The 17,505-nt window shown below is 70.5% G+C and carries 14 protein-coding genes; 5 read left to right on the forward strand and 9 right to left on the reverse strand.

Features of this window, described 5'->3' with window-relative positions:
* Positions 1-213: 213 nt before the first annotated feature.
* From BLQ61_RS07785 to BLQ61_RS07795, 3 genes are all read left to right on the forward strand, one after another.
* A complete protein-coding gene (locus BLQ61_RS07785) occupies positions 214-2,412 on the forward strand; it encodes a cyanophycin synthetase (RefSeq protein ID WP_091568695.1) in 2,199 nt (732 codons plus the stop codon).
* 92 nt (positions 2,413-2,504) lie between these two features.
* Positions 2,505-5,093 (forward strand): cyanophycin synthetase, encoded by a 2,589-nt coding sequence (gene cphA / locus BLQ61_RS07790; RefSeq protein WP_091568697.1) that lies wholly within the window; start codon positions 2,505-2,507, stop codon positions 5,091-5,093.
* Positions 5,090-5,563 carry a CreA family protein gene (locus BLQ61_RS07795; RefSeq protein WP_091568698.1) on the forward strand — a complete coding sequence of 158 codons (474 nt, stop codon included), beginning with the start codon at positions 5,090-5,092 and terminating at the stop codon, positions 5,561-5,563. Before cphA ends, BLQ61_RS07795 begins: the two co-directional genes overlap by 4 nt.
* Before the next feature lie 30 nt (positions 5,564-5,593).
* Here BLQ61_RS07795 and BLQ61_RS07800 read toward each other — a convergent pair whose 3' ends face one another.
* Positions 5,594-6,517: a LysR family transcriptional regulator gene (locus BLQ61_RS07800; RefSeq protein WP_091568700.1), complete on the reverse strand. Its 924-nt coding sequence runs from the start codon at positions 6,515-6,517 to the stop codon at positions 5,594-5,596.
* Between the two features lie 147 nt (positions 6,518-6,664).
* Between BLQ61_RS07800 and BLQ61_RS07805 the strand changes: the two genes are divergently transcribed.
* Positions 6,665-7,783, forward strand: a complete 1,119-nt coding sequence (locus tag BLQ61_RS07805) for a YeiH family protein (protein WP_091569096.1) — start codon at positions 6,665-6,667, stop codon at positions 7,781-7,783.
* Between the two features lie 10 nt (positions 7,784-7,793).
* Here the strand turns inward: BLQ61_RS07805 and BLQ61_RS07810 are convergent, their stop codons facing one another.
* Positions 7,794-9,338 (reverse strand): AMP-binding protein, encoded by a 1,545-nt coding sequence (locus BLQ61_RS07810; RefSeq protein WP_091568701.1) that lies wholly within the window; start codon positions 9,336-9,338, stop codon positions 7,794-7,796.
* Between the two features lie 327 nt (positions 9,339-9,665).
* Between BLQ61_RS07810 and BLQ61_RS07815 the strand changes: the two genes are divergently transcribed.
* Positions 9,666-10,049, forward strand: a complete 384-nt coding sequence (locus BLQ61_RS07815) for a response regulator (protein ID WP_091568703.1) — start codon at positions 9,666-9,668, stop codon at positions 10,047-10,049.
* An 84-nt stretch (positions 10,050-10,133) separates the two neighbouring features.
* Here the strand turns inward: BLQ61_RS07815 and BLQ61_RS07820 are convergent, their stop codons facing one another.
* The 7 genes from BLQ61_RS07820 to BLQ61_RS07845 all read right to left on the reverse strand — a co-directional run bounded on the left by BLQ61_RS07820 (position 10,134) and on the right by BLQ61_RS07845 (position 17,504).
* Positions 10,134-11,312 carry a hybrid sensor histidine kinase/response regulator gene (locus tag BLQ61_RS07820; RefSeq protein WP_091568704.1) on the reverse strand — a complete coding sequence of 393 codons (1,179 nt, stop codon included), beginning with the start codon at positions 11,310-11,312 and terminating at the stop codon, positions 10,134-10,136.
* Entirely contained in the window at positions 11,309-11,893 is a 585-nt protein-coding gene (locus BLQ61_RS07825) for a chemotaxis protein CheB (RefSeq protein ID WP_091568706.1), read from the reverse strand. The genes BLQ61_RS07820 and BLQ61_RS07825 overlap by 4 nt, the downstream gene beginning before the upstream one ends.
* Complete coding sequence (locus BLQ61_RS07830; protein ID WP_245703914.1) at positions 11,890-12,723, reverse strand: CheR family methyltransferase; 834 nt, start codon at positions 12,721-12,723, stop codon at positions 11,890-11,892. The genes BLQ61_RS07825 and BLQ61_RS07830 overlap by 4 nt, the downstream gene beginning before the upstream one ends.
* Positions 12,724-12,737: 14 nt before the next feature.
* Entirely contained in the window at positions 12,738-16,211 is a 3,474-nt protein-coding gene (locus BLQ61_RS07835; RefSeq protein WP_175488245.1) for a response regulator, read from the reverse strand.
* A 95-nt stretch (positions 16,212-16,306) separates the two neighbouring features.
* Entirely contained in the window at positions 16,307-16,477 is a 171-nt protein-coding gene (locus tag BLQ61_RS17355; protein ID WP_175488246.1) for a hypothetical protein, read from the reverse strand.
* The gene (locus tag BLQ61_RS07840; RefSeq protein ID WP_091568709.1) at positions 16,474-16,752 is read right to left on the reverse strand and encodes a hypothetical protein; all 279 of its coding nucleotides are present in this window, start codon (positions 16,750-16,752) and stop codon (positions 16,474-16,476) included. Before BLQ61_RS07840 ends, BLQ61_RS17355 begins: the two co-directional genes overlap by 4 nt.
* Before the next feature lie 140 nt (positions 16,753-16,892).
* The gene (locus BLQ61_RS07845; RefSeq protein ID WP_091568711.1) at positions 16,893-17,504 is read right to left on the reverse strand and encodes an SAM-dependent methyltransferase; all 612 of its coding nucleotides are present in this window, start codon (positions 17,502-17,504) and stop codon (positions 16,893-16,895) included.
* Between the last annotated feature and the right edge of the window lies 1 nt (position 17,505).

Below are 17,505 nucleotides of genomic sequence, written 5' to 3' on the forward strand. Positions count from 1 at the left end.
AGGCCAAGGTGCCCCGTGGCTGATTGTCCGGCAGCGGCGCACGCCCGCCAGCGGGTTAACGGCCGCGCGGCCGACGCGGCTGACAGGCGGCGCGGCCGATCGGCGCGATACTCGCGCGACGTACCATTTCAGCACTGCCCCGCCCTGCCCCACTGTCGGCGCGCACCGCTCGCCCATCCGGCACCGAACTTCACCCTGCTGCTGCTTTTTTCCATGGCCCATTTCCCCGACATCCAACTGCTGCGCACCACCTACCTGCGCGGCCCCAGCGTCTGGACCTACCGCCCCATCCTCGAAGTCTGGCTGGACCTGGGCGCGCTGGAGGACCACCCCTCGCACCAGCTTCCGGGCCTGAACCAGCGCCTGACGGCCTGGCTGCCCGACCTGGTTGAGCACCACTGTGGCGTGGGCGAGCGCGGCGGCTTCCTGCAGCGCCTGGAGGGCGGCACCTGGATGGGCCATGTGCTGGAGCACGTGGTCATCGAGCTGCTCAACCTCTCGGGCATGCCGGCGGAGTTCGGCCAGACGCGCGAAACTTCCAGGCGCGGCATCTACCGCATGGTGTTCCGCTGCCCCGAGGAGGCGGTGGCGCGCGTGGCGCTGGCGCAGGGCCACCGGCTGCTGATGTGCGCCATCAACGACCAGCCCTTCGACCTGCCGGCTGCCATCCAGGCCATCAAGACCGCCATCGACGACCGCTACCTGGGCCCCAGCACCGGCTGCATCGTCGCCGCCGCCGCCGAGCGGCGCATCCCGCACATCCGGCTGAACGACGGCAACCTGGTGCAGCTGGGCTACGGCGCGGCGCAGCGGCGCATCTGGACTGCCGAGAGCGACCAGACCAGCGCCATCGCCGAGGGCATCGCCCAGGACAAGGACTTCACCAAGCGCCTGCTGGCGTCCTGCGGCGTGCCGGTGCCCGAAGGCCAGGTGGTGGCCAGCGCCGAAGAGGCCTGGGCCGTGGCCCAGGACATCGGCCTGCCGGTCACCGTCAAGCCCTCGGACGGCAACCACGCGCGCGGGGTGACGCTGGAGCTGACCCGCGAGGCTGACATCAAGGCTGCCTTCGCGCTGGCCGAGCCCGAGGGCTCGGAGGTCATCGTCGAGCGCTTCATCGAGGGCATCGAGCACCGCCTGCTGGTGGTGGGCGGCAAGGTGGTGGCGGCCTGCAAGGGCGAGACGGTGAGCGTCACCGGCAACGGGCGCGACACACTGCGCCGGCTGGTGGAGGTGGAAAACCAGGACCCGCGCCGCGGCTTCGAGCAGGAGTACCCGCTGTGCCTGATCGACGCCAACGCCCCGGCGGTGCAGCTGGAGCTGAAACGCCAGGACGTGACCGCCGACAGCGTGATCGAGGCGGGCCGCAGCATCCTGCTGCAAAGGAATGGCAACATGGCCATCGACTGCACCGACGAGGTGCATCCGGACGTCGCCTACTACGCGCAGCTGGCGGCCAGAATTGTCGGCCTGGACATCGCCGGCATGGACATGATCCTGAAAGACGTGTCGCAGCCCATGCAGGCGCAGGGCGGCGCCATCCTGGAGGTCAACGCCGGCCCGGGCCTGTTGATGCACCTGAAGCCCACCGCCGGCACGCCGCGCCCGGTGGGCATGGCCATCGCCGACCACCTGTTCCCGCGCGTGGCCGAGGGCAGCGGCGGCGGCGTGCATCCCGGGCGCATCCCGCTGGTGGGCATTGTCGGCACGCAGGGCAACGCGTTCAGCGCGCGCCTGACCGGCTGGCTGCTGCAGCTGTCGGGCCGGCTGACCGGCGTGGCCAGCAGCGAGGGCATGTTCGTCGCCAACCGGCGTACCCAGGGTGGCAGCGCCGCGCACTGGGCCGGCGCGCACCGCCTGCTGACCAACCGCCTGGCCGAGGCCGCCGTCATCCAGACCACCGCCCGCTCCATCCTGGACGAGGGCCTGGCGTATGACCGCTGCCTGGTCGGCGTGGTCACCGACATGGACGGCTGGCAGCAGCTGGGCGACCACGACATCTCCGAGCCCGGCCAGATGACGCGCGTGCTGCGCACGCAGATCGATGTGGTGCTGGCCGATGGCGCCGGCGTGCTGAACGCCGACATTGACCCCGTCGCCGACCTGGCGCGGCTGTGCGACGGCGAGGTGCTGCTGTATTCGCTGCATGAAGACAACGCGCACGTGGCCGCGCACCGCGCCGGCTCGGAGGGCGGTGGCGAGGCCGGACGGGCCGTGTTCGTGCGCGGCACGCAGGTGGTGCTGGCCAGCGGCGCGGCCGAGCGCGTGCTGGGCACGCTGGACGGCCTGCGGCTGGCCGGCGGCCAGCGCCCGGACACCGGCGCGCTGCTGGCGGCGGTGGCCGCGGCCTGGGCGCTGGACATCACGCCCGAGCTGATCGCCGCCGGCATCAAGACCTTCGAGTACACCGCGTGAGCACGCGTTCACTATCAAAAAAATAGCTTGATGCCCTTGTTTTGTAAGGGCCAGAGGCACTTTTGACTTAAAACCGGCTGGAACCCTACCCCATGCAGATCTCCCGCATCCGCGCCCTGCGCGGCCCCAACCTGTGGACCCGCAGCACCGCCATCGAGGCCGTGGTGCACTGCGCCGCCGACGAGTGCGACCACGCCGCGCTGCCCGGCTTCGAGGACCGGTTGCGCGCGCGCTTCCCGGCCATCGGTGCGCTGCAGCCGCATGGCGCCGGACAGACGCTGAGCCTGGCGCATGTGCTGGAAGTCGCCGCGCTGCAGCTGCAGGCGCAGGCTGGCTGCCCGGTCACCTTCAGCCGCACCCGGCGTACCTCCGAAGACGGCACCTGGCAGGTGGTGGTCGAATACACCGAAGAAGCCGTCGGCCGGCTGGCCATGGAGCAGGCCGCGGCGCTGCTGCAGGCGGCGTTGCAGGACACGCCGTTCGACGCGGCGGCGCTGATCGCCCGCCTGCGCGAGCTGGATGAGGACGAGCGCATCGGCCCGTCCACCGGTTCGCTGGCCGACGCGGCGCTGGCGCGCGGCATTCCCATCCGGCGCCTGACCAGCGGCTCGCTGGTGCAGATGGGCTGGGGCTCGAAGGCGCGGCGCATCCAGGCCGCCGAGCTGGACGTGACCAGTGCCGTGGCCGAGTCCATCGCCCAGGACAAGGACCTGACCAAACGCCTGCTGCACGCCGCCGGCGTGCCGGTGCCGCTGGGCCGCCCGGTGCAGGATGTGGACGACGCCTGGCGCGTGGCCGAGGAGGTCGGCCTGCCGGTGGTGGTCAAGCCCCAGGACGGCAACCAGGGCAAGGGCGTCACGGTCAACATCGGCACGCGCGCGCAGCTGGAGGCGGCCTACGCCGTGGCACGCGAATATGGCGACGAGGTCATGGTCGAGCGCTTCCTGCCCGGCCACGACTTCCGCCTGCTGGTGGTCGGCCAGCAGCTGGTCGCTGCCGCGCGGCGCGACCCGCCGCAGGTGCTGGGCGACGGCCGACACACGGTGCGCGAGCTGGTGGACATCGTCAACCAGGACCCGCGCCGCGGCACCGGCCACGGCACGGCGCTGACGCGCATCCGCCTGGACGACATCGCCCTGGCACGGCTGGCCGCCGAGGGCTTGACGCCGGACTCGGTGCCCGTGCAGGGCCAGCGCGTGGTGCTGCGCAACAACGCCAACCTGTCCACCGGCGGCAGCGCCACCGACGTGACCGACGACGTGCACCCGGACATCGCCGCGCGCGCCGTGGAGGCGGCGCAGACCATCGGCCTGCACATCTGCGGCGTGGACGTGGTCTGCGAGACCATGCTGCGCCCGCTGGAGGAGCAAAGCGGCGGCATCGTCGAGGTGAACGCCGCACCGGGCCTGCGCATGCACCTGTCGCCCTCGTTTGGTCGTCCGCGCAATGTCGGCGTGCCGATGGTCGACGCGCTGTTCCCGCCGGGCGAGGACGGGCGCATCCCGGTGGTGGCCGTCACCGGCACCAACGGCAAGACCACCGCCACCCGGCTCGTCGCGCACCTGCTGGGCGCGCACGGCCTGCGCGTGGGCATGACCAACACCGATGGCGTGTATGTGAACGGCCGGCAGATCGACAGCGGCGACTGCTCGGGCCCGAAGAGCGCGCGCAATGTGCTGTTCCACCCCGAGACCGACGCCGCGGTGCTGGAATGCGCGCGCGGCGGCATCCTGCGCGAGGGCCTGGGCTTCGACCGCTGCCAGGTGGCGGTGGTGACCAACGTCGGCGCGGGCGACCACCTGGGGATGAACTTCATCGACACCGTGGAAGACGTGGCGGTGCTCAAGCGTGTCATCGTGCAGAACGTGGCGCCCAACGGCTTCGCCGTGCTGAATGCAGCCGACCCGCTGGTCGCCGCCATGGCGCCGGTCTGCCCGGGCAAGGTCATCTTTTTCGCCGCCGACCGGCACCATCCGGTCATGGCCACGCACCGCGCGCAGGGTGCGCGCGTGGTCTACGTGGACGGCGAGCACATCGTCGCCGCCGAGGGCTCGTGGCGCGAGAGCGTGCCGCTGCGCGACATCCCGCTGACGCGTGCCGGCAGCATCGGCTTCCAAGTGGAAAACGCCATGGCCGCCATCGCCGCCGCCTGGGCCTGCAGCCTGCCATGGGACACCATCCGCCGCGGCCTGGCAGGCTTCCTGAACGACAGCGACAACGCCCCCGGGCGCTTCAACGTCATGGACCACGCCGGCGCCACGGTGATCGCCGACTACGGCCACAACCCGGACGCCATGCGCGCGCTGGTGCAGGCGGTGCAGAGCATGCCGGCGGCGCGGCGCAGCGTGGTCATCAGCGGTGCCGGCGACCGGCGCGACCAGGACATCAGCGAGCAGACGCAGATCCTGGGCGCGGCCTTCGACGCGGTGGTGCTGTACCAGGATGCCTGCCAACGCGGGCGCGCCGATGGCGAGGTACTGGCGCTGCTGCGCCAGGGCCTGGCGGGCGCGGCGCGCACACGCGAGGTGGTGGAGATCAACGGCGAGTTCACCGCCATCGACCACGCGCTGGCGCGCCTGGCGCCGGGCGACCTGTGCCTGGTGCTGGTCGACCAGGTCGAGGAGGCGCTGGCGCACCTGGCGCAGCGCTGCGCCGAGGCCGCGCAGAAGGGCGCGGCGTGAGACGCGCCGTGGCGGGAGCCTGCCTGGCGCTGGCCGCCAGCGCCGCGTGCGCGCAGGCCGAGCGCATCGGCAGCGTGGACACGGCCTTCCAGTGGCTCGGGCGCGACCATGACATCGTCGTCGAGGCTTACGACGACCCGCTGGTGGCGGGCGTGACCTGCTATGTCTCGCGCGCGCGCACCGGTGGCATCAAGGGCACGCTGGGCCTGGCCGAGGACCGCGCCGAGGCCTCGATCGCCTGCCGCCAGGTTGGCCCGCTGGCCTTCGGCAAGCCGCTGCCGCGCCAGCAGCAGGTGTTCAGCGAGCGCATGTCGATCCTGTTCAAGCGCCTGCGCGTGGTGCGCATGGTGGACGCGCAGCGCAACGCGCTGGTCTACCTGTCGTACTCGGACAAGCTGGTCGATGGCTCGCCGCAGAACAGCATCTCGGCGGTGCCGGTGCCGCGCGAGACGCCGATCCCGGTGAAGTGACCTGCTGGCGGCCCGCGCGCCGCGCGCAGGTTAGGACGGCCCGTGCGCCAGTTCCAGGCAGGCCTGCACGAAGGCCTGGCGCGCCGGCGACAGCGGCCGGCCGGTGCGCTGCACCAGCGAGAAGTCGCGCCACAGCCGCGGCAGCGTGGTCGGCAACAGCACCAGCTCGCCGCCATCCACCAGCGCCTGCACCAGCAGCCGCGACAGGCAGCTGACCCCCAGCCCCCGCGCCACGCAGCGCGCGATGGCCTCCGAACTGCCCAGCGTGGCGCTGACCTGCAGCTGGCCCAGATGCGGCAGCAGCGCATGCTCGACCATCTCGCGCGTGCCCGAGCCGGGCTCGCGCAGCAGCCAGCTGGCGGCGCGCAGCGCGGGCGCATCCAGCGGCCGGGCGCGCGCCTGCAGCGCCAGCGCATGGTCCGGCGCGGCCACCAGCACCAGCTCGTCGCGCAGCCAGGACTGCACCTGCAGGCCATCGCCATGGCTGGCGCCCTCGATCAGCCCCAGGTCGGCATGCAGTGCCTGCACCGCGTCGGCCACCTCGCGCGTGTTGGCCACCTGCAGGTCCACGTGGATTTCGGGGTGGCTGCGCGCCAGGCGCGCCAGCAGCTGCGGCAGGACATAGGTGCCGATGGTGGTGCTGGCGGCCACGCGCAGGCGCACCGGCAAGCGCGCGCGGCCCGGCGCGGCGCGTGCGGCGAAGGCCTGCTCGATGGCCTGCGCCTGCTCCAGCAGCGCCAGCGCCTGCGGCAGCACTGCGCGCCCGGCATCGTTGAGCACCAGCGCACGGCCGACGCGGCCGAACAGCGGCGCGCCCAGGCCCTGCTCCAGCTGCTTGAGCGCGGCGCTGGTGGCCGATTGCGACAGGCCCAGCACCTCGGCCGCGGCGACGGTGGAGCCGCTTTGGGCGACGGCGCTGAAGATCTCGATCTGGCGCAGCGTGAGGTGCAGCATGGAGGCGCAAGCCGCCCATCTATCGATTGCGTCGATGGGTGCTAACAGAAGTATTCGTTATACAAATATAGCCAGATTTTCTAAAGTGCCAGTCAAGCACCGCCGGTGATGCGCAAGGCAGCCGTGGCGGTGGCAATCGACAGCACCATGCAACACAGTCTCTCTTCCTCTTCCTCTCCCTCTTCCACCCTGCCTGCCGCGGCCCCGGCCGCTGCCACACCCGCCCCACGCGCTTCGTCGCCCCTGCGCCTGCTCCCCGGCCTGCTGCTGGCCGGCGCACTGGCCGCGCTGGGCACCTGGCTGGCGCAGTTGCCGGTGATGGCGTCGCACGGCTTCTCGGCGCTCACCCTGTCCATCGTGCTCGGGCTGCTGGTGGGCAACACCCTGTACCCGGCGCTGGCGCCGCGCTGCGCCGACGGCGTCGGCCTGGCCAAGGGCCGGCTGCTGCGCGCGGGCATCGTGCTGTACGGCCTGCGCCTGACGTTCCAGGACATCGGCCAGGTCGGCGTCGCCGGCGTGCTGATCGACGCCGCCATGTTGACCAGCACCTTCCTGCTGGCCCAATGGCTGGGCGCGCGGCTGGGGCTGGACCAGCGCACCAGCATCCTGGTGGGCGCAGGCAGCTCGATCTGCGGCGCGGCCGCCGTGCTGGCCACCGAACCGGTGGCACAGGGCCGCCCGTCCGACGCGGCGGTGGCCGTGGCCACGGTGGTGGTCTTCGGCACCCTGGGCATGTTCCTGTACCCGGCGCTGTTCCACTGGAACGCGGCGCACGGCTGGCTGGCGCTGGACGTGCAGCAGTACGGCCGCTATGTCGGCTCCACCGTCCACGAGGTGGCGCAGGTGGTGGCCGCCGGCGCCGCGGTGGGCCCGCAGGCGGCCGACGTAGCGGTGATCGCCAAGATGGTGCGGGTGATGATGCTGGCGCCCTTTCTGCTGGTGCTGTCGCTGTGGCTGACGCGCCGCGGGCGTGGCAGCGCTGCCGGGAACGCCAACCCGCGCGGCGGCATCACCATCCCGTGGTTCGCCGTGCTGTTCATCGCCATGGCCGGCGTGAATTCGCTGGGCGTGCTGCCCGAGCCTGCGGTGCATGCCGGCATCCACCTGGACAACGCGCTGCTGGCCATCGCCATGGCCGGGCTGGGGCTGACGACGCACGTGGGCGCCATCCGCGCCGCTGGCGTACGGCCGCTGTTGCTGGCCAGCGTGCTGTTCGTCTGGCTGGTGCTGGGTGGGCTGGCGCTGAACGTGCTGGTGCCGCTGTGAACGGCAGGCGTCAGCGCGGCGGCGCGTCCTGGCCCGCCAGGGTCTCGCGCAGCGCCGTCTTCAGCACCTTGCCATAGCTGTTCTTGGGCAGCGCGGGCACCACGCGGTAGGCCTTGGGACGCTTGAAGCGCGCGATGTGCTCCAGGCACAGCGCGTCCAGCTCGGCCGGCAGCGTCGCTGCATCGGCGCCGGCGCGCAGCACCACGAAGGCCAGTACCGCCTCGCCCCATTCGGCATCGGGCTGGCCGATGACGCAGGCCTCGTGCACGGCAGAGTGCAGCAGCAGCACCTCTTCGACCTCGCGCGGGTAGATGTTGGAGCCGCCGGAGATGATCACGTCCTTGGCCCGGTCGCGCAGCGTGAGGAAACCATCCTCGTCCAGTTGCCCGACGTCACCGGTGTGCAGCCAGCCGTCCTGCAGCGTGCGGCGGGTGGCTTCCTCGTCGGCCCAGTAGCCGGCCATGACGGGCTCGCCGCGCACCAGCACCTCGCCCAGCTCGCCCGGCGCCAGCGCCTGGCCATGAGTGTCGGCCACGCGCACCTGCACGCAGGACTGCGCCACGCCGACCGAGGCGATGCGCTCGGCCCAGCGTGGGTGCAGGGTGTCGGCGATGTGCTCGCGCGCCAGTGCGGTGATGGTCATCGGGCACTCGCCCTGGCCGTAGATCTGCACGAATTTCTGGCCCATCACCGACAGCGCACGGCGCAGGTCCTCGACATACATCGGACCGCCGCCATAGACGATGGTCTTGAAGCCCTCGGCGCTGGCGCCGCTGGCCTGCAGGTGCGCCACCAGCCGCTGCACCATGGTGGGCGCGGCGAACAGCGACAGCCGGCCGACGCGGGCCGCCAGCTGTGCCAGTTCGGCCGGATCGAAACCGCCCGATTCGGGCAGCACGTGGCGGGCGCCGCGCAGCAGGTGCACGTACTGGTACAGCCCGGCGCCGTGCGACAGCGGCGCGGCGTAGACCATGGCGTCGCGCGCATCGACCTCGTCCACGTCGGCGAAATAGGCCAGGGTCATGGCCAGCAGATTGCGGTGCGTCTGCATCACGCCCTTGGGCCGGCCGGTGGTGCCCGAGGTGTAGAACAGCCAGGCCACGTCCTGCGGCGCGCGCGGCTGCAGCGGCAGGGCCGGGCCCTGCGCGGCGCGCTCCCAGCCCGCATCGTCCAGGCGCAGTACCTGCGCGCCGCTGTCCTGGGCGGCGCTGCGCGCGGCACCCTCCAGCGCGGCGCTGGCGCAGACCACGCGCGCGCCACTGTGCGCGAGCACGTAGCCCAGCTCGCGCGCGTGCAGCTTGTAGTTCACCGGCACCACCACCGCCCCGGCCCACTGCACGGCCTGCAGCGCCTCCAGGTACTGCGGGCAGTTGGCGGCGAACAGCGCCACCCGGTCACCCGGCGCCACGGCGCAGTGCGCGCGCAGATGATGGGCCAGAGCGGCAACGCGCGCGCCCAGCTGGCGGTAGTCGTGCAGCACGCGGTCGCCGAGCAATACGGCAGGGCGCGCGCCGTGCACGCGGGCGCTGCGCTCGAGCAGGCAGGAAATGTTCATCGCAGGTCAACCTTGGAAAAAAGCGTCCGTCGGCAGTGGCGGCAGAGGAGTGCCAGCAGTGTCTGCCAGATCGATGCGGTGCGGAACCGCTGCCGCAGCCAGCCGCAGCCCCGCCTTGGGTGTCGGCAAGGCCCAACTGGCCCCAGCCCTCGGCCAGCGGCGCGTTTGCTACTTAAAACATAGCGAACCGCCCTTGATTTCAAAGGGCTGGAGGTCGTTTTGGATCATATTTCACAAGCTGGCATGGCACCCCGTCCTACAGGTATGTCTGACAGGGCCTGCCCACAATCTCCGGCACCCCTTACAACCCCACCCAGGAGAGCTGCCTTGCGCATTTTGTACGTCGAAGACAACCCCGAGCTGCGCGACACCATCGCCATGCTGATGGAGGGGCCCGGCCGCAGCGTGGTGGCCTGCGCCAGCGCCGAGCAGGCGCTGGAGCACGACGCCCGGGGCGAGCCCTTCGACCTGGTGGTGACCGATGTCAGCCTGCCCGGCATGAGCGGCACCGAACTGTGCCGCAGCCTGCTACAGGACGACGCCGAGCGCCGCGTGGTGCTGTGCTCGGGCTATGCGCTGGAGGGCAGCGCCGCGGCGCACGGCGCGCGCGTGCGCCTGCTGCACAAGCCGTTCGACATCGACGAACTGGAGACGCTGCTGGACACGATCCAGGCCGAGGTGCAGGCGGCCAACGCCGCCGGCGTGGCCTGACCCCTGGCGCTCGCGGTGCAGCCGCAGGCTGCGGTGAACCCACTCTGAGCGCGGCGCCTGGGCATCCGGCGCCGCAGGCGCGCATCAGGCAGCGCCTTGTTGCTCCAGCGGTGTCGGCGCCCGCGGTAGCCAGACGGTGAAGCAGGTGCGCCCGTCCTGCGAACGCGCCTCGATGCGCCCGCCGTGCGCGTGCACGATCTGGTGCACGATGAACAGGCCCAGCCCCAGACCCTTGTGCTCGCCGGTGTGGTCCTGGCGCCCGCGGAACGGCTCGAACAGCCGCGGCAGCAGCGCCGGCGGGATCTCGCCGCCATTGGTCACGCGCAGCACCACCGCATCCGGTGCATTGCCGTCCAGTTCCAGCTCCACCGGCTGGTCGTGCCGGCCATGGTGCATGGCGTTGGACAGCAGGTTTGCCAGCACCTGGCCGAGACGCGCCGCGTCCCAGGAGCCGCGCAGGTCGCCCGCTTGGTGCAGCTCCAGCAGGCGCTGCGGGTGCGCCGCGCGCACCTCCTGCAGCACGCGCTCGGCCTGCACCGCCAGGTCGCCCGGTGCAGCCAGCATCACCAGGCCGCCGTTCTGGCGCGCGCGCGTCACGTCCAGCAGGTCCTCGATCATGGATTGCATGCGCCGGCCGGCCTGCTGCGTGGTGGCAGCCAGCGCGCGCACCTTTTCCGGGTCGGTCGTGCGCTGCAGCAGGGTGCTGGCCGCCAGGATGGCCGACAGCGGCGAGCGCAGGTCATGGCCCAGCACCGCCATGAACATCTCGTTGATGTACAGCTCCTCGGTGCGCTGGCGCAGCTGGCAGGCCAGCGCGCGCTTTTGCCGCTGCAGGTCGAAGAACACCCGCGCCTTGGTCAGCAGCATGTGCGGGTCGATGGGCTTGTACAGGAAGTCCACCGCGCCGCTTTCGTAGCCGCGGAACTGGCGGCGCTGATCGTGCGCGCCGGCGGTCATGAAGATCAGCGGGATGTGGCGCGTGCGCTCCGAGCCGCGGATCAGTTCGGCCAGCTCGAAGCCGTTCATCTCGGGCATCTGCACGTCCAGCAGCGCCAGCGCCACGTCGGTATGCGTCAGCAGCAGCTCCAGCGCTTCGGGGCCCGAGGCGGCCTTGAGGATGTCCACCTGTTCGGCGTTGAGCAGCGCTTCCAGCGCCACCAGGTTTTCCGGCACGTCGTCCACCAGCAGGCACTTGATGCGTTCGCCGGTGGTCGGGCAGTCCTGCGCGCACGCGGGCTGGGGAGCGGGAACGGCAAAGATCACGAGATCCTCCCGGAATGCAATTGGTTGAGCAGCCCGGCCATGGCGCCAGGCGCCAGCACATGGTCGGGGGTCAGCACTGCCAGTGCGGCATCGGGCATGGCACGTGCGTAGCTGCTGTCGGGCGACTGCACGATAGTCGTGCCGCCGGCGCGCTGCACCTCCACCAGGCCCTGCGCGCCGTCGGCATTGGCACCGGACAGCAGCAGCGCCGTCAGCTGCGCGCCGAAGGCGTCGGCGGCGGATTCGAACAGCACGTCGATGGAGGGCCGCGAGAAATGTACCGGCGGGTCCACCGACAGTGCCAGCACCGGCCCGGCGTCCACCAGGAGATGGTAGTCGGGCGGAGCGAAGTAGATACAGCCGGCGGCCAGAGGTTCCTTGTCCTGGGCCTCGCGCACCTGCAGCGCGCAGCGCGGCGCGAAGATCTCGCACAGCAGGCTGGGCTGCTCGCGCGGCAGGTGCAGCACCACGATCACCGGCGTGGCCAAGCGCGGCTCCAGCTGCGGCAGCAGCTGTCCCAGCACGTCGATGCTGCCGGCCGAGCCGCCGATGACGATGGCTGCAGTGCAGGCGTCGCTCATGCCTCGGCCTTCTTCTGGTAGATGCGCTCGCGCGGCATGAATTCGTCGAACTGCGCGGTGTGGGCATTGAAGCGCAGCGACTCCTTCGATCCCAGGCCCAGGAAGCCGCGGCGGCACAGCGAATCGGCGAACAGGCCCACGGCGCGGTCCTGCAGCGGCCGGTCGAAGTAGATCAGCACGTTGCGGCAGGAGATCAGCTGCATCTCGGCGAACACGCTGTCGGTGGCCAGGCTGTGGTCGGAGAACACGATGTGCCGGCGCAGGCTCTTGTCGAAGACCACCCGGCCATAGGCAGCGTTGTAGTGCTCGGACAGCGATCCCGCGCCACCCGAGCGCGCGTGGTTTTCGGTGAAGCCGGGCACGCGCTCGATGTCGTACACGCCGCACTCGGCCTTCTGCAGGGCGCTGGAATTGATGTCGGTGGCGTAGATCAGCGAGCGCTCCAGCAACCCTTCCTCGCGCAGCAGGATGGCCATCGACCAAACCTCCTCGCCGGTGCTGCAGCCGGCGATCCAGATCTTCAGCGACGGGTAGGTGCGCAGGATCGGCACCACCTTCTCGCGCAGCGCACGGAAGTACTCTGGGTCGCGGAACATCTCGCTGACCTGCACCGTGAGGTATTGCAGCAGCGCCGGGAACACCGCCGCGTCGTGCAGCACCAGATGCTGCAGCTGCGACAGCGAAGCGCAGTTGAAGCGCGTCAGCGCCGTCTGCAGCCGCCGGCGCAGCGACGCCTGGGCGTAGCCGCGGAAGTCGTAGTGGTAGCGCCGGTAGATAGCCTCGATCAGCAACTGCTGCTCGATCTCCTGCGTTCTGCGGGTATGCGGCACGATCGCTCCGGTCCTTACTTGGGCATCCACACGCGCACCAGCGACAGGAGTTTCTCCACGTCCAGCGGCTTGGCGATGTAGTCGCTGGCGCCGGCGGCCAGGCATTTTTCCTGGTCGTCCTTCATGGCTTTGGCCGTGAGGGCGACGATCGGCAGGCGGCGCCATTCAGGGCGCTTCCGGATCTCGCGCATGGCGGTGAGGCCGTCCATCTCCGGCATCATGATGTCCATCAGCACCAGGTCCACCGGCGGGCGGCCATCCTGGCCGGCCTGGCCGAGCTGCTCCAGCGCCTCGCGGCCGTTGCGCGCGATCTGCACGCGCGCGCCGGTGGGCTCCAGCACACTGGACAGGGCGAAGATGTTGCGCACATCGTCCTCCACCACCAGGATGGTGCGGCCGTCGAAGGCCTCCTCGCGGTCGCGTGCGCGCTGCAGCAAGCGCTGGCGATCGGCCGGCAGCGACGACTCCACCTGGTGCAGGAACAGCGTCACCTCGTCCAGCAGCCGCTCGGGCGAGCGCACGTCCTTGATGATGATGGACTTGGAGTAGCGGCGCAGCTCCTGCTCCTCCTGGCGCGACAGCGAGCGGCCGGTATAGACGATGACTGGCGGAAACGCCATGGCCTCGTCCTCGGCCATCTGCTTGAGCAACTCGTAGCCCGACAGGTCGGGCAGGTTCAGGTCCATGACCATGCAGTCGAAGGTGCCGGCGCGCAGCAGCGCCAGCGCCTCGCGCGCGGTGGCGGCGCCGTCGATCTGCACACCGTCGGCGGCCAGCAGCGTGCACACGCTCTCGCGCTGACGCTCGTCGTCCTCGACCACCAGCAGGCGGCGCATGCCGTCGGTGAACTTGGCCTGCATGCGCTCCAGCGCCAGCACCAGCTCGTCGCGCTGCACCGGCTTCAGTGCGTAGCCCACGGCACCCTGCTCCAGCGCCTTCTGCGAATAGTCCGCCACCGAGATGACGTGCACCGGGATGTGGCGCGTCTTCGGGTCGTGCTTGAGCTGGTCGAGCACGCCCAGGCCGGAATAGTCCGGCAGGTTCATGTCCAGCAGCACGCCGCTGGGCAGGTATTGCTGCGCCAGCGCCAGGCCCTCGCGCCCGCTGTCGGTGGTGATGCACTGGAAGTCCAGTTCGTGCACCAGGTCATAGAGGATGCGTGCGAAGTGCGGATCATCCTCGATCACCAGTATCAGCCGCCGGCCGGGCTCGATGTGCGTGCGGTCGTCCTCGGGCATCGCATGCGCCGCATCGGGTTCGGGCGCTTCGTGCCGCTCCTGCGCCGGCATGGGCGGCCGCAGCGCGGCCAGTGCCTGACGGCGCTCGCCCAGCGGCGCCGGCGCCGGCGGCGCGGCGATGGTCGGCAGCTGCTCGTCCGGCGCCTTCAGCGGCAGCGTCAGGGTGAACACGCTGCCCTCGCCCAGGGTGCTCTGCACCGTGATGGTGCCGCCCAGCAGCTGCGCCAGGTTGCGCGAGATGGACAGGCCCAGGCCGGTGCCGCCGTACTTGCGGTGCATGCTGCCGTCGGCCTGGCGGAAGGCCTCGAACATCTGCTCCTGCTGGTGCTCGGCGATGCCGATGCCGGTGTCGCGCACTGCCAGGCAGACGCTGCCCGGCGCTCCGGCGTACACATGCAGGCGCACCTCGCCGCGCTCGGTGAACTTCAGCGCGTTGAACAGCAGGTTCTTCAGGATCTGTGCGATGCGCTGTTCGTCGGACTGAATGCGCTCGGGCACGCCGGGCTCGATCTGCACCTGCAGCGCCAGGCCCTTTTCCTGCGCCATGGGCCGCAGCGGCTCGACCACCTGGTGCACCAGTCGGGCCAGCGACAGGTCGTCGATCTCCATGCGCGTCTGACCGGCCTCGATCTTGGCCAGGTCCAGGATGTCGTTGATCAGCGCCAGCAGGTCGTTGCCGGCGCTGTGGATGGTCTGTGCATAGCGCACCTGGTCGGGCGTGAGATTGCCGCCCTTGTTGTCGGCCAAGAGCTTGGACAGGATCAGGCTGGAGTTCAGCGGCGTGCGCAGCTCGTGGCTCATGTTGGCCAGGAACTCGCTCTTGTACTGGCTGGCCTGCGCCAGCTCCTGCGCCTGGCCCTGCAGCGTGTCCTGGGTGCGCAGCAGTTGCTCCTTCTGGTATTCCAGTTCCTGCGCCTGCTCCTCCAGTTGGGCGTTGGATTCCTCCAGCGAGGTCTGCTGCGCCAGCAGCTGTGTCTGCGACTCCTGCAGCGCGCGGCTTTGCTGCTCCAACTCCTCGTTGTTCACGCGCAGCTCTTCCTGCTGGGCCTGCAGTTCCTCGGACTGGCGCTGGGTCTCGTCCAGCAGCCCCTGCAGGCGCAGGCGGTCCAGCCCGGCGCGCACGGCGTGCGCCAACTGCTCCTCGGCGCGGCGCAAAAACTCGACCCCTTCGGTGCCCAGGGGCGTGAACAGGCCGAGCTCGATCACCGCCAGCGCCACGCCGCCCAGCACCACCGGCACGATGACCAGCTCCACCGGCGTGGCCTGTCCGGTGGCGGAATTCACCGGCAGGTAGCCATCGGGGACATCACGCACCTGCACCAGCCGGCGCGACTGCAGCGCCTGGCCCGTCAGCCCCTCGCCCGGATGGATGACCGCCTGCGGCGCGTCGGGCATCAGCGCGAAGCTGCCCACCCGCTCGAATTTGCCATGGCCCTGGGTGACGTACATCGCACCCACCTTGGCGTCCAGCCAATAGGCAAGGTACTCCAGGATTGCCGGGGCCAGTTCGTGCATGCGCTGCTCGCCCTGCACGCGTGCGCCCAGGCCGACCAGGCCGCTCTTGATCCAGCTTTCGCGCTCGCGCCCACGGTGTTCGTTGGTCGCCAGCAGTCCCCAGCTGCAGATCAGTATCAGCAGGATGGCGGCGCTGCCCCAGATCAGATAAGTGGCGCTGTCGAATGCGCCCTCCCAGTCGGCGCGGCGCGACTGCAGGTCCTCGCGCTCGCTGGCCAGCAGGTCGCGCACCACGTTGCGCAGGCTCTCCATGGTCACCCGGCCTTCGTTGCGCACGATGTCCAGCGCCGCGTCATGCTCGCCCAGGCGCTGAAGCTCGAGCACGCGCGCCAGCTCCAGCATCTTCTTGTTGGCCAGGCCCTGCAGCTGATCGAAGCGCTGCTTGCGCAGCAGCGAGCCACGGGTATAGGCATGCAGCTTTTCCAGCTCCACCGGCAGCGCTGCCTGGGCCACGGTGTAGGTGGTCAGATGTTCACGGTCACCGGTCAGCAGGAAGCCGCGCTGTGCCGACTCGGCGTTCTTCAGGTGCGCCCAGACCAACTGCACCTGGGCGATGGCATCGACGGTGGTGTTCATCTCGGCCACCACCTCGGCACGATCCTGGCTGGAGCGCCAAGTGAGCACGGCGATCAGCAGCGCGGCCACGGCGGCCAGGGCGAAACCGGTGAGCAGGCGCAAAGGCAGGCCTGAACCCGGCCGTGCAACGGGCCGGGCTGGAAGCGAGGAAGCGGGCATTTGTGACTCAACGTAAGGAATGCCGCGCGATGATAGGGGGCGCCACCTTGTCACCCTGTAGGGCAAGGCGCCGTGGCGCCCCGCGCTCGCAAGGCTCAGTGATGCGCTGGCGGATCGATCACCGGCGGCTCCACCGGCGCGGCCGGCGGGTCCTCCACCGGCACGTTGCCGGGCCAAGGCACCGGCGGCACCGGCATGCTGCCAGGCGATGGAATCGGCTGCGGCGCCGGTATCGTCTCACACACCAAACCGGGTTCAACACTCATGGCGCGGACGGATGCGCGGGCGCATCCGATGCATCGCTGCGAAGCGGCGGTACGGGCTGCTCATCGCCGGCCCGGTTGGCATAGCTGGCAGGGTCGCCACCGGCGCCAAAACGGCGGGCATGATCGCCGGTGCCAGGGTTGGCATGGTCCACCGGATCGCGGCGCGGATCGGCGCGCATGCCGTACTGGTTGAAGTGGCCATGGTCGCGCGCGCGGTCACGCTCGGCGTCGGCCAGCTGCTGATCGAGCCTGGAAGGCTCCTGGTTCGGATGCATGGACAAGACCTCCAAGTGAAAAGCCGCTGTGCGGCTGTACAGGCAATGGCCAGCCACCTTCGCACAATCACCCACGGCAACTGGCCACCGCAAAGCCACAACCGATGTCGGACAAGCCCGCACAGGCGACTTGGGCACGATCAGATGCGGCCTTCTTCCTGCGCCAGGCTGGCATTGCCGCCTCTCACCCACACATCGAGGGCGAAGTCGGCATCGTCCACGCTGCAGGCCAATGGCCAAGGCAGCGCAGTGCGCAGGCGCGCATGCACCTCGGCGCCCGACAGTGCACAGCCTTCGATGCGTGGACACCAGTGGCAGGCCACCAGCGTCAACGCGGCGCCGGGCGTGGCCAGCAGCCGGGCCACCACCAGGTCGAGCTGCACCGGGCTGAGGTAGTACAGCAGCTCGCTGAGCACCACCAGGTCGAAGCCTTGCTCCGGCCAGTCCTGCGGCAGCGCAATGTGCTCCAGCCGCACCCCCGTCCGGCCTTGCAGCCGCCGCGCGGCCGAAGCCAGCGCGCGCGGCGCGCAGTCGCCTGCCAGCAGGAGGTCGCAGCGCTGCGCCAGCTGCTCGGTCAACAGGCCCTGCGCGCAGCCCGGCTCGAAGGCCGAGGCATAGTGCCGCTGCGGCAGGCTGGCCAGCAGCAGGGCGCGCTTGCGCTGCTCGTACCAGCTGCCCTCCAGCGCCCAGGGGTCGTCGCTGCGGCCATACAGTGCATCGAAGCGTGCAGGGTCCCAGGCGTGCTGCTGCATG

It is taken from the genome of Oryzisolibacter propanilivorax (assembly GCF_900103645.1).
Lineage (GTDB): Bacteria > Pseudomonadota > Gammaproteobacteria > Burkholderiales > Burkholderiaceae_C > Melaminivora > Melaminivora propanilivorax.